This is a genomic window from Streptomyces sp. CB01580 (assembly GCF_001905795.1).
Lineage (GTDB): Bacteria > Actinomycetota > Actinomycetes > Streptomycetales > Streptomycetaceae > Streptomyces.
The window spans coordinates 1-11,944 of record NZ_LIXJ01000054.1; the positions used below are offsets into that span (position 1 = coordinate 1).

An 11,944-nucleotide genomic window follows, 5' to 3' on the forward strand; every position below is an offset into this window, starting at 1 on the left:
TCGTCGGTTCTTCCCGCGCCGCAGGTGCGGAGGATGTCGGCGAGGCCGGGGTGGTCGGCTTCGAGGAGGGCCGCGGCTGCCAGGATCTCCGCGGCCCCGGCACGGGAGTTGAGCAGATCGCGCAGCCGCAGGGCGAAGTGCGTGTCCGGGTCCTGGGCCGGGCTGCGGGCGGGGGGCGGCGCCGGTTGGGAAGGAGCGGGCGGGTGTGAGGTGGTGCCCAGTGAGTCCTGGCCGGGGGTACGGCTGGCCCGGATGGTCGCCAGCGTCTCGCGTGCGGTCGCGGCCGGCACGGCGCCGGTACGGACGTCGTGGGCGAGGTGGAGCACCGACGAGAGGCGGGCCGCGGCGTCGGGGTTGGCGATCCGGGCGCGCTGGGCGCTCATGACGAGGCTGAGCATGGCCGGTGAGACCCCGAGGATGTCCGCGAGGCCGGACTGGGTCACCGCGAACAGGGTGCACAGGTCCCGGCAGAGTTCACCGAGCGGAGCGCCGTACCACTGGCGCTGGAGCTCTTGGTTGCGCGTCGTGGTGGTCTGGTCCATGGGTCCACGCTAGCAGTTTTTACACTTGTCAAAAACTGTTTTCATGTGTCAATCTTCCTTCGGAAGCTCGACCCACCCTCAATTGACGGGAAGTCATTGTGTCCTGGACGCGCACCACTTCGTTCGCCGCTGTCGCCGCCCTCACCGTCTTCGGCCTGACCGCCTGCGGCAGCGATGGCGCCGCCCCCGAGGGCTCCGACAAGCCCGCTGCCACCGCCACCGCCGATTCGGACGCCGCCGCCTCCGACGATACGGGCGCCCCTGCCGACGCCGCCGCCTCCGGCGTGAAGGCCCCGGATGACCTGCCCGCCGGCCTGCCGCTGCCGGAGGGGGAGCTCACCTCCGTGACGGGGGGCAAGGGCGCGTACGTCCTCACGTACCGTACGGACGACCCCGAGGCCACGCTCGACGCCTACCGGTCCGCCCTCGAAGGCGACCAGTACACCGTGATCGACATCGGCGGCACGTTCACCGCGACCTCGGGCAATACCGCCGTACAGATCACCACCACCGCCGACACCGTGATCCTCACGCTGGCCGGCGCCTGACGCCGACGACCCCGTGCGCCGGTACGCTACGGTGCATGGAAGCAGGGGGGATGCTCGCCGACCGCTACCGGTTGCTCGCACCAATCGCCAGCGGCGCCCAGGGCACGGTCTGGCGAGCCGTGGACACGCGCCACGGCGAGGACGTGGCAGTCAAGGTCACCGGCGGTGCCGACGTCGAGTCGCTGCTGCGGCTGGTGTGCGAGCAGTCGGTACGCATCGGGCACCCCCATGTCCTCGCCCCCGTCGACTGGTTCGTCCGTGACGGCGAGGCCTGGCTGGTGCTGCCCCTGGTCCGCGGCGGCACGCTCGCCGGGCTTCTCGCGGACTACGGCGAACTGCCACCCGCCGTCGGCCTGCTTCTCGCCGAACAGATCCTGGACGCGCTCGTCGCGGTGCACGGCGCCGGCCTCGTGCACCGCGACGTCAAACCCTCCAACATCCTCCTCGCCGCGACCGGGGCCGCCCGCCCCCACGCCTACCTCGGCGACTTCGGCATCGCCCGCGTCCTGCCCCACCTCCAGCTCACCGCACCCGCCTACGTCGCGGGCACACCCGACTACCTCGCCCCCGAGATCCGTGCCGGAGCCGGCAGCTCCCCCGCCCAGGACATCTACGCCGCCGGGCTCGTACTGCGCGTCCTGGGCGCCCCGCCGGCACTGCTCGCCGCCATGACCGCAGAGCGGCCCGAGCACCGGCCCACCGCGGCGGCAGCCCTCGACGCGATCACCGCCGCCCGCATCGCCCACGGGTTCGAGCACTGGCCCCTGCAGTGGCAGGACGAGCCCTTCCTCATCGCCGACCAGCTCGGCGAGGCGCCCCTTCCCGTCACCGACCGGTCCCCCCGACGCCGACGCCTCTGGGCAGCCCTCGCCGTCGGCGCCGCGCTCCTGGCGGGCCTCGCCACGACGGCAGCGCTGACCAGCGGCAGCCCCGACCACCCGGCCGCCCCCTCGGGGAGCCGCCCGCCGACGGCCCCCGCCCCCGCCGTCCCCGCCGACGCCCGGCGCGGCCCCGCCGACCCCGAAGGGCCCACCGCATTCAGCCCCTGCCCTGCGGACCGGGAGTACGACGTCGCCTTCAGCCCCGAGGGCTACATCCTGATGTGCAGGCACATCCCCGACACACGCCGTTACTCATGGCAACCGACCGCTTCCGAGGACTGACCCTCCGTCGTTCCACCGATCCTGGCCGATCCTCCGAGACGCCCGTACCGGGCGACCGGTGTGCACAGCTCACGCCGCCCCGAACGGCCCCCGGCCGGTGGACACGCGGCCACGGCCGACGCCGCGCCCGGAACGTGCGATCAAAAGATGTCCGGCACGATCGGGACCGCACCGGGCCGACCGAGCACCGACGAGCCGCACACCACCAGGGCCCGGACACCGATCGTCCACGTCGAGGCCGTACGGGTGCGCGTGGACAGTACGGCAGGGGTCCGGACGTTGACACCGCCCACGACCGGTTCGGCCACGGTGACCTTCCCCGCCTCAAGCAGAACCGGGCCCCGGCGGCTACCTCATCCACGACCTGATCGTAAAAGCCCCGCAAGATCGCTCGGACACGGCCCGGCCACCCGCCGGCAACTCGTCGCGCGTCAGCCGGCCGGTTTGTGGAGAGGGGTCGGTCCGGTGGTGAGCAGTGCCGTGATCTCCTGGGCGAGCTCCGGGCCGAGTTCGCCCCAGCCGTCCTTGTAGCCGTAGACGCTCGCCAGGGTGCGGGCGTCGTAGTCGCCGTTCATGATCTCGATGTCGGTGGTGGTGATGAGTGCCGGGTGGGCGACGCCGACAGCTCCCGAGACCTTCAGCAGCTCCTTGCGCAGGGTGCGCAGGTAGACAGCGGCCCGGGCGGCCTTCGAGGGCGCGTCGACGCCGCGCACCAGCCAGGGGTTCTGGGTGGCGATGCCGGTGGGGCACTTGTCGGTGTGGCATTTCTGTGCCTGGATGCATCCGATGGACAGCATGGCCTCGCGGGCGACGTTGATCATGTCGACACCCAGGGCGAAGGCGACGGCGGCGTTCTCGGGCAGGCCGAGCTTGCCGGAGCCGATGAAGGTGAGGTCGTCGGTCAGACCCCGCTCGGCGAACGTGCCGTAGACGCGGGAGAAGCCCATCCGGAACGGCAGCGACACCGAGTCGGTGAAGATCAGGGGAGCCGCCCCGGTACCGCCCTCGCCTCCGTCGATGGTCACGAAGTCGACCCCGCGATCGCCACGCGCCATCAGCATGGCCAGCTCCTGCCAGAAGCTCATCTCCCCGACAGCGCTCTTGATCCCGACCGGCAGACCGGTCTCGGTGGCGAGCAGCTCCACGAAGTCGAGCATCGAGTCGACGTCGTGGAACGCGGTGTGCCGAGAGGGGGAGGCGCAGTCCTTGCCGGCCGGGATGCCACGGATCTCGGCGATCTCGGGGGTCACCTTCGCGCCCGGCAGCATCCCGCCGAGCCCCGGCTTGGCGCCCTGGGAGAGCTTGATCTCTATCGCCCTGACCGGGGCGCCGGCGACCACGTCCTTGAGCTTGTCGAGGTTGAAGGTGCCGTCCTCGTTGCGGCAACCGAAGTACGACGTCCCTATCTGGAGGACGAGGTCACCGCCGTTGCGGTGGTACGGCGAGAGGCCGCCCTCACCCGTGTTCTGCATCGTGCCGGCCAGCGCCGCGCCCTTGTTGAGCGCCGTGATGGCCGCGCCGGACAACGATCCGAAGCTCATCGCCGAGATGTTCACGACGCTCGCCGGCCGGAACGCCTTGGCGCGCCCGCGGGGGCCGCCCAGCACCTTGGCCGAGGGCAGCGGCGCCTGTGGGTCGTGCAGGTCGGGCAGCGTGCCGGCGAACGTGCGCTGCTTCACGTACGCGTGCCCTTGCACGTGCTCGACGTCTACGTCGGTTCCGAACCCGAAGTAGTTGTTCTCTTCCTTCGCCGACGCATAGATCCAGGTGCGCTGGTCGCGGCTGAACGGGCGCTCTTCCTCGTTGGACGTCACGACGTACTGCCGCAGCTCCGGCCCGATGGTCTCCAAGAGGTACCGGGCGTGCCCGATCACAGGGAAGTTTCTGAGCAGTGCGTGCTTCCTCTGGACGAGGTCGCGGGCAGCCACCAGCGCCAATGCTGTTGCGGCGGCAGCGCCGATGCTCCGAGCGCGCATGAACGTTCCTTTCCTCGACTGCTCGATACCCGACGCCATCGCTGTGCGGGGGACGTCGTGGGCGTTGGGCGGCGGACACGACCAGGCAGGCATCGGTGTCCGACGACGAAACGCCACATGATATTAGAGGTCGCGCGGATGGGCGGGCGGCGCAGGGGGGCGTGAGTCCGGCCACGCGGCCGGCATTCCCTGGCCCCGGGTCGTGTCCTCAAACGATCTCGTGTGGTGGATCGGGTGATACGTCGTCATGGACTGTCGGATGTGGAGTGGGAGTTCGTCCGGCCGCTGTTGCTCGTTTCGCCGCGAGGGCGCAAGCGGCTGGACGACCGGCGGGTTCTCGACGGGATCGTTGTGGAAGTTCCGAGCCGGGACGGTCTGGTGGGACGAGCCCGAGCGGTACGGGCCGTGGGGCGGCAGCGCGATCCCGGCTCCCGCCTGTCCGCGCGATCTCCGAGCACACCACGCGGGTCGACAGCCATCCCATGACAGCCCCAAAGGTCGCCACTGCCAGCTGTGCCACCAAGGCCGATTCATCCATACGAGATCACCCCGATTGCCGACCAGCCCTGCCACAACACCGCCCATTCACATGCATGGCGGCCCCGGTCCCGGCTGACGACTTCCGCCTCGTCGTCGCCTTGCTGCAGATGTACGTGACGTTCCCGCTGATCCGGCCCGGGTGCGAGTTCGGCATCCGGGAACCGTCGGAGCGCGTACAAAATCCGTGCGAATCCGGCGGGCGGCTCAACCGCGCTGGGCGCGGATGAGGTCGCGGTACCACGCGAAGGACGCCTTCGGGGTGCGGACCTGGGTGTCGTGGTCGACGTAGACGAGACCGAAGCGCTGGTGGAAGCCCTCGGCCCATTCGAAGTTGTCCATCAGGGTCCAGGTGAAGTAGCCGCGCACGTCCACGCCCTGGGCCACGGCGGCGTCGACGGCCTGGAGGTGGGTGTCCAGGTAGTCGATGCGGTCGAGGTCGGGAACGGTGCCGTCCGCGGTGATGACGTCCTCGACCGAGCAGCCGTTCTCGGTGATGTAGACCGGCGGGAGCGCCGGGTAGCGTTCCCTGAGGCCGACGAGCAGTTCCCGTAGACCGTCGGGGACGACGGGCCAGTCGAAGGCGGTGCGGCGGTAGCCCTCGATGGGGGCCTCTTCGAACGGCAGCCCCTCGGACGTCGGCGCCTGGATCCGGGTGGGGTTGTAGTAGTTGATGCCGAGCGCGTCCAGGGGGGCCGAGATCAGTTCGAGATCGCCGTCCCGGACGGAGCCGCCGAGGGTGGTGTCCGCGCCGAAGGCCGACAGGTCGGGGTAGGTGCCCGTGAGGATCGGGTCGTTGAACAGGCGGTTGTGCAGGTTGTCATAGGCCTGCGCGGCGGCGCGGTCGGCGGGAGCGTCCGAGGCGGGCCAGACCGGGGTGCAGTTGTTGGCGATCATCACCTGGAGGCCGCGTGCCCGCAGCTCTCTCAGCGCCAGGCCGTGGCCGAGCAGCTGATGGTGGGCGACCGGCAGGCAGTCCAGGAACAGGGTGCGGCCCGGCGCGTGGGTGCCGAGGCCGTAGCCCCAGACCATGTGGATGAACGGCTCGTTGAGTGTGATCCACTTCTGGACGCGGTCGCCCAGCTTGTCGGCCATGATGGCGGCGTACTCGGCGAAGCGATGCGTGGTGTCGCGGTTCAGCCAGCCGCCGCCGTCCTCGAGGCCCTGTGGGAGGTCCCAGTGGAACAGCGTCGGGACAGGTTCGATTCCGCGTGCGAGCAGGCCGTCGACCAGCCGGTCGTAGAAGTCCAGGCCCCGGGGGTTGACCTCACCTCTACCGGTCGGCTGGATCCGGGGCCAGGCGATGGAGAAGCGGTAGCCGGTGAGGCCCGCCTCGGCCATCAGCGCGAGATCCTCCTCGTACCGGTGGTAGTGGTCGCAGGCCACGTCACCGGTGTGTCCGTCGCGGACTGTACCGGGGCGGGCGGTGAAGGTGTCCCATACCGACGGTCCGCGACCGTCCTCCTTGGTGGCGCCCTCGATCTGATACGACGCCGTCGAGGCGCCCCAGATGAAGTCCGCGGACAGATGGTCCAGTGCCACGCCCTACCTCCTGAAACATGAGTAGGACTCATGTTAGGTCGTCCGATGGGATGATGGAAGCGTGAATCAAGATCGCACCGCAGGGACGCTGCGTCGGCTGCCAGTCCAGAAGCGCAGCGCCGAACGCTTCGAACGGCTGCTCGATGCCTGCGCCGAACTCCTGGACGAGGTCGGCTATGCCGCGCTGACCACCAAGGAGGTGGCCCGCAGGGCCGAGGTGCCCATCGGCACCCTTTACCAGTTCTTCTCCGACAGGGAGGGGCTGATCGGCGCGCTCGCCGCCCGCAACCTGGAGACCTTCTTGGAGCGGGTCGCGGCCCGGCTGGAGCGCGAGAAGCCCGAAGGCGTCTCGGGCATCGTGGATGTGACCGTCGACGAGTTCGTCACCATGCGCCGGACGATCACCGGTTTCGGCGTGGTCGACTTCGGCGCGGCGGGACAGGACCACACCTTGGAGCCGGCCCTGGACAACAACACCGCGGTCGCCGAACGGCTGCGCGCAGTGACCGCCACCCTGACCGGGGTCCAGGGCGACGCCGAACTCGAGATCGCCGTGCGGGTGGCCCTGGAGTGCGCGGACAGCGTGCTGAAACTGGCCTTCCGTACCGATCCGCAGGGCGACTCCCAACTGATCGCCGAGTGCAAACGAGTGCTCAACAGCTATCTGACCGATCGAATCCGGCCCCCTGGCAACTAAGTGGTCGGCGTCGTAAATCCTTCGGAGGCTGACGGTGGAGTCGGCCATGTGTGTTTGCCGCTCAGTGCTGCTACCGGCAGCCGATCCATGTTGTCAGCAGGCGCCCTCGGCCTGGGGTGCTGCTGAACTTGCGCCGGGCTTGAGTAGCTTGAGCGCACCGCTGCGCCGTCCAAGGATCAGGCAGCTGCCTTGCGCGATGGTCAGTGCGGCGATGAGGAGGACGACGCTGAGCAGGGGAACGGTGTCGACGGGGAGCGTGTAGGCCATGAGGATGCGGGCACCGGCATCGACGAGGAATGCTGTGCCCCAGGCGAGGCTTGTGGTGCGTATCCATCGGTGGAATACGGCGCTGTGCTGCCACAGGTGGGCGAGGCGGTCCGCCAGCTCTGGCGTGCTGAGCTTGATGGTCATGTCCAGGAGGAAGGGGCGGGATGTGGCCAGTGAGCAGATGAAAGCGCCTGCTGCGGCCCGTCCACCGTGGCCATCTCCTTCACGATCTCCTGGGCCGCGAGGGCGTAGAGGTCGTCGACGACGGCATGCAGCAGTTCGTCCTTGTTCTTGAAGTGGTAGAAGAGCGCGCTTTTGGCGATGGAGGCACGGCGGGCCACCTCCGCCGCGGATGCGCGCCGCTGGCTGACCGAGGATGCGATCAAGCCCTGGCAGCACCGCTCCTGGATCTTCATCACCGACCCCGGCTTCCGGACCGAGGCCGCCCGGGTACTGGACCTGTACGCCCGCACCTGGCAGGGCGAACAGCTGGGCGAAGACGAGTACGTGATCAGCGCGGACGAGAACACGGTCATGGTCCACACACCCGTACATGCCTCCTGGCTGAACCAGGTGGAGATCTACTTCTCCGTCGTCCAGCGCAAGGTCGTCTCACCCAACGACTTCACCGACCTCACCAAGCTCACGGACCGGCTCCGAGAATTCGAAGACCGCTACAACGCCACGGCACAGCCGTTCCAGTGGAAGTCCACCACCGCCGACCTGGACGATCTGCCGGCCAGGCTCGACCGGCACACCACCGATCACCACGAAGAGTCCTCCGTCGCCCCGGCAGCGTGATCAACCCCCGAAGGATTTACGGCGCCTACCACTAAGTCGGGAGTTCTGTTCAGACAGCCGGTGAGGTGTTCGAGGATCTTGTCTGCAGTCTTCGTCCAGACGTAGACGTGCTGCCGGAGGACGTCGCCGCCCTGCTGAGCGCTAACGGACGCTCTTGACCTTCCAGACCAATACCGCGCCGAGCACGGACATGGCCGCGGAGCAGAGGAAGAGCGAGCGGTAGCCTCCCGGACCGCCGAGCACGATCGAGGCGATCGGGGGAGCCATAACGTATGGCAGGGAAGTCATCAGGTTGGCCAGGGCCATGTCCTTGCCGCGGTCCGCCGAGGCAGGGAGCACCTCGGTGACCAGGGCGGTGTCGACGGCCAGGTACACGCCGTAGCCCAGGCCCAGGATGACGGCTGCGACCAGCGTCATGGTCCACGTGGGCGACAGCGCGAGCGGGATCGCGGCGACGGCCATCGTCGCGCCGCCGAGGAAGACCAGCATGCGTCGCTTGCCCAGCTTGTCGGACAGCCAGCCGCTGAGGACGACCGTCGAGATCGTGGCCAGGCAGTTGACGCCGATCACGATGAGCAGGCCGTCCTCGGTGGACCGGCCGGGGAACAACTGCTCGTAGCGCAGGACGTCGTCCAGGAAGTACGGCATGTAGAGCGTGCCCAGGCCGTAGCCCAGTCCCATGATGAACCGGGAACTCATCGCCCAGATGAAGCCGGGGTGCTCGCGCGGGCTGATCCGGTAGCCGTCCAGGAAGGCGCGCAGCGAGAACGGCTCGCGGTACCGGCGGGGGAGCGGCGGGTCCTTCATGGCGGTTGCGAACAGCAGTATCAGTAGCGGCAGCGAGGCCATCAGCAGGTACTGTGCGGGGAAGCCCGTGACAAGCCCGAGCAGTAGCCCGCCCGCGATCATGCTGCCGGCCTGCGGGACCATGGCCCAGCCCAGCACCACACCGCGCTGCCCGACCGGGACCCGGTCGGGCACCACCGGGGAGAGTCCGGCACCGATGACCATGAAAGAGGCGGACAGCACGAGAGAGCCGAGCGCGACTCCGGCGACCGTCGTCTGGACGCCGATGCAGGCCAGCGCCGCCATGCAGACCAGCGAGCCCGTGATCAGCCACGGTCGGCGGCGGCCGAACCGGCTGGTGGTGCGGTCGCTGAGCGCGCCGGCCAGCGGCGCGATGACGATTCCCGAGATCGCGCCCATCATGCTGACCCAGGCGTAACTGCCGACCTTCCCCGCCGGGTCGATCCGGGCGATCTGCGCGGGCATCAGGAACGTGGTCGGCGCCTGCATCGGGACGAACATCCCGATGTTGGCCAGGACGTACAGGGCGATCCAGCCGGAGCCGACCTTGCGATTCGGCTCGGCGAGGGCCTCGGGCCGTTCGGGGGCGAGGGTCATCGGGGCACTCTCTTGAGGTGGACGAGCTCGCTCGTCCGGTCGAAGGACGGCAGCGGCGGGAGACCGTGGCTGAGCGGGACGGCGCCCTCGTGCACGGCGCCGGTGGCCTCGTCCCGGTGGCGTGCGTCGGGGGCAAGGCCCTTCAGGCGGGTACGGGCGGCCGTGCGGGTCGGCGCGGACGGCTGGAACTGGAAGACGACGACCTCGTCGAACCGGACCGTCAGCGACGGCGCCCCGAAGCGCGGACCGCCCTCGACCGCGTACTCCTCACCGAGGGAAGCCGATTCCGGCTGTCGGGCGTGAGGGTCTCTCGGGGACGGACGGTGACCGAGTTCGCGGCGCGTGATTCCCTGCGCTCTGCGCGGCGCGGGCGGCGAGCGCGCCGGGAAGCCGGCCGGGGCCGGCCGGATCGGGAGAGCTGATCCGGTCGGCCCCGGCCCTGGACACTGCCGCACTGGTGCCGTCAGTCGCCGTAGACGCCGACCTCTCGGAGCGAGTAGCCCCACTGGGTGCCTCGCTCCAGCCCTTGGATCCGTACATAACGCGCGCGAGTTTTGGCGAACCGCGCCGTGTCCAGGCCACCGTCACCGGCCGCCGTGGACCACACCGCCTTCCAGTTCGTGCCGTCCTCCGACAGCTCGACACGGTACGACTTCGCGTACGCCGCCTCCCAGTCGAGCGTGACGCGCTCGACCGGGTTCGTGGATCCGAGGTCGATCCGCAGCCACTGGTCGTTGTTCCACTCGCTGGCCCAGCGGGTGCCCGTGTCGCCGTCCACGGCCCGGCCGGGCGCGAAGCTGACGAACGGGTTCCACCACTCCGACGAGGACGCCGAGGCTGCCGCGCCCGAGGCCAGGTTCCCCCCGGACTTGTGCTTCTCGGAGTTCCCCCAGGTGCGGAGGTAGGACTCGGCGCCCGCGAAGAGGTCGTCCACGACCTTCTGGCCGCCGACGATCCGGATGTCCTCGATCCAGTCCGGGACCATCCCGTAGTGCGCGGCGCCAGTGGTGTTGAAGTCCCACGTGCGCTCGCCCGTGGTCTGCTTGTCGATCAGCGAGCCGCCGTCCGTGCTGCGGAAGGGGTATTTCACCGGGTTCGGGGTGTCCCCGCCCCGCGGGCCCGGCCAGCCGCCGACACCGTTCATGTCGGTGCCGTAGCCGTAGCCGACCCCGTACTTCTCGCGTAGCGCGTCCGTGCGCCTGGCCTCCGCGCTGAACGCCTCGGAGCCGCTCATGTACTGGCCGGCGAACCCGCCGAGCTTGTAGAGCCGCTCGGTCCAGCCCATGTCCATCCAGCTGTGCGAGGAGATGACGCCCGGGTACGACTCGGATTCCAGGACGTCCAAGGCCCGCCCTGCGGCCTTGACGCTCATGTGGTCGAGTTCCAGCATCATGCCGCGTTTCATCATGCCGCGCACCGCGTACTCGCCCAGGTCGGTCAGCCCACGGGTGTTGCACTGCGCGTCCGAGGCGTACGCGGGGACGGACACCCCCGCCGGCAGTCGCTTCTCCGCCTCGGGCGCCTCCGCGTTGCCGATGGGGTTGTCGTGCTGCGGGCCGCGGCAGGTCTCCGTCTGCCAGAAGGTGCCGGTCGACAGGAACTGGCCCACGTTGATGGCCGTACCGAGCGCGCCGGAGTCGTAGCGCACCCCGCACAGGGCGTTGTCGAACTTGTGGCACAGGAACATGCTGCGCACGCCCAATTCATGCAGCTCGTCCAGGCCGCGGTCGATGTCCTCCTTGCCGCACTGCGCGACGTCCAGGATCTGCTTGCAGCCGAACGGCTCGGAGGTCTCGACCCCCAGGACGACGGCCAGCTTGCCCTGCTCGATGACCTCGCGGGCCTGCGTGCTGTCGGTGACGATCCGGAACCAGCCCTTGCCGGGGCCGCCGTACATCCTGTCGATGAAGGCCTGCATGTCGTACGACTTCTGCGCCTCAAGACGGATGGCGGTCATCTCGTCGCAACCGCGGTCCTTGAAGAAGTAGACCGAGCAGATCACGCCGTTGGTGACCAGGTCGTTGACCAGCACCCGTTGGCCACCGCGCCACGCCCGCTCGATCCAGGCGTAGTAGTTCTGCTGGTGGGTCAGCGAGTCGTGGGCGGGCCAGTCCTTGAATGTGGGCCAGCCGTTGGGATCGTGCTTGCCGTCGCCGCCCTTGGTGATCATGTCGAAGATGGCGAGCGAGCCGTCGGGGTAGTGCTCGGGGCAGTCCTTGAGGGCGTCGGCGACACCCTGCTCCGAGAACGGCTTGCCACAGATCAGCCGGCCGCCGAAGCCCTCGTTGGACATGATGTGGTCGTGGACGTCGGCGAAGCCCCTGACCCGCCCCTGGGCGTCGGTGCCCTTGAAGGGCTCGCCCGTGACGTTGATCTGCGAGTCGGGCGCGGGCCGCGCCGCCGGATTCCACCAGCCGGGCTCCGCCGCGGAGCTGGGTATCGGACCGAGTGCCAGGGCCATCGCGGT

13 protein-coding genes are annotated in these 11,944 nt (G+C 69.3%); 4 read left to right on the forward strand and 9 right to left on the reverse strand.

Annotated elements, in window-relative coordinates:
• Window positions 1-542 (reverse strand): hypothetical protein (locus AMK22_RS38990; protein WP_073791931.1); only part of this gene is annotated, 542 nt, incomplete at its 3' end.
• 98 nt (window positions 543-640) lie between these two features.
• Here AMK22_RS38990 and AMK22_RS36280 point away from each other — a divergent pair.
• Together AMK22_RS36280 and AMK22_RS36285 are read left to right on the forward strand one after the other, a co-directional pair.
• On the forward strand, window positions 641-1,090 hold the full coding sequence (locus AMK22_RS36280; RefSeq protein WP_073791932.1) for a hypothetical protein: 450 nt from the start codon (window positions 641-643) through the stop codon (window positions 1,088-1,090).
• 35 nt (window positions 1,091-1,125) lie between these two features.
• The gene (locus tag AMK22_RS36285; protein WP_079186596.1) at window positions 1,126-2,253 is read left to right on the forward strand and encodes a serine/threonine-protein kinase; all 1,128 of its coding nucleotides are present in this window, start codon (window positions 1,126-1,128) and stop codon (window positions 2,251-2,253) included.
• A gap of 140 nt (window positions 2,254-2,393) precedes the next feature.
• On the opposite strand, the gene AMK22_RS39825 is transcribed toward AMK22_RS36285, so the two are convergent.
• From AMK22_RS39825 to AMK22_RS36300, 3 genes are all read right to left on the reverse strand, one after another.
• A complete protein-coding gene (locus AMK22_RS39825) occupies window positions 2,394-2,561 on the reverse strand; it encodes a hypothetical protein (protein ID WP_158072131.1) in 168 nt (55 codons plus the stop codon).
• 123 nt (window positions 2,562-2,684) lie between these two features.
• Window positions 2,685-4,229: an FMN-binding glutamate synthase family protein gene (locus AMK22_RS36290; protein ID WP_073791935.1), complete on the reverse strand. Its 1,545-nt coding sequence runs from the start codon at window positions 4,227-4,229 to the stop codon at window positions 2,685-2,687.
• Window positions 4,230-4,973: 744 nt separating this feature from the next.
• Window positions 4,974-6,308, reverse strand: a complete 1,335-nt coding sequence (locus tag AMK22_RS36300; protein WP_073791937.1) for a GH1 family beta-glucosidase — start codon at window positions 6,306-6,308, stop codon at window positions 4,974-4,976.
• A gap of 61 nt (window positions 6,309-6,369) precedes the next feature.
• Between AMK22_RS36300 and AMK22_RS36305 the strand changes: the two genes are divergently transcribed.
• Window positions 6,370-7,005, forward strand: a complete 636-nt coding sequence (locus AMK22_RS36305) for a TetR/AcrR family transcriptional regulator (protein WP_073791938.1) — start codon at window positions 6,370-6,372, stop codon at window positions 7,003-7,005.
• 93 nt (window positions 7,006-7,098) lie between these two features.
• Here AMK22_RS36305 and AMK22_RS36310 read toward each other — a convergent pair whose 3' ends face one another.
• Together AMK22_RS36310 and AMK22_RS36315 are read right to left on the reverse strand one after the other, a co-directional pair.
• Window positions 7,099-7,416 carry a hypothetical protein gene (locus AMK22_RS36310; RefSeq protein WP_073791940.1) on the reverse strand — a complete coding sequence of 106 codons (318 nt, stop codon included), beginning with the start codon at window positions 7,414-7,416 and terminating at the stop codon, window positions 7,099-7,101.
• Entirely contained in the window at window positions 7,413-7,613 is a 201-nt protein-coding gene (locus AMK22_RS36315) for a TetR/AcrR family transcriptional regulator (protein WP_199883425.1), read from the reverse strand. The genes AMK22_RS36310 and AMK22_RS36315 overlap by 4 nt, the downstream gene beginning before the upstream one ends.
• Here AMK22_RS36315 and AMK22_RS39000 point away from each other — a divergent pair.
• Window positions 7,594-8,073 carry a hypothetical protein gene (locus tag AMK22_RS39000; protein WP_199883426.1) on the forward strand — a complete coding sequence of 160 codons (480 nt, stop codon included), beginning with the start codon at window positions 7,594-7,596 and terminating at the stop codon, window positions 8,071-8,073. The two genes, AMK22_RS36315 and AMK22_RS39000, sit on opposite strands and share 20 nt — an antisense overlap.
• Window positions 8,074-8,214: 141 nt before the next feature.
• Here the strand turns inward: AMK22_RS39000 and AMK22_RS36325 are convergent, their stop codons facing one another.
• The 3 genes from AMK22_RS36325 to AMK22_RS36335 are packed head-to-tail and all read right to left on the reverse strand — an operon-like array spanning window position 8,215 to window position 11,938.
• Entirely contained in the window at window positions 8,215-9,477 is a 1,263-nt protein-coding gene (locus AMK22_RS36325) for an MFS transporter (RefSeq protein WP_073791945.1), read from the reverse strand.
• Window positions 9,474-9,932: a GH36 C-terminal domain-containing protein gene (locus tag AMK22_RS41625; RefSeq protein ID WP_073791947.1), complete on the reverse strand. Its 459-nt coding sequence runs from the start codon at window positions 9,930-9,932 to the stop codon at window positions 9,474-9,476. Before AMK22_RS41625 ends, AMK22_RS36325 begins: the two co-directional genes overlap by 4 nt.
• 8 nt (window positions 9,933-9,940) lie before the next feature.
• Window positions 9,941-11,938, reverse strand: coding sequence for a discoidin domain-containing protein (locus AMK22_RS36335; protein ID WP_073791948.1), 1,998 nt, complete (start codon window positions 11,936-11,938; stop codon window positions 9,941-9,943).
• Window positions 11,939-11,944: the final 6 nt, after the last annotated feature.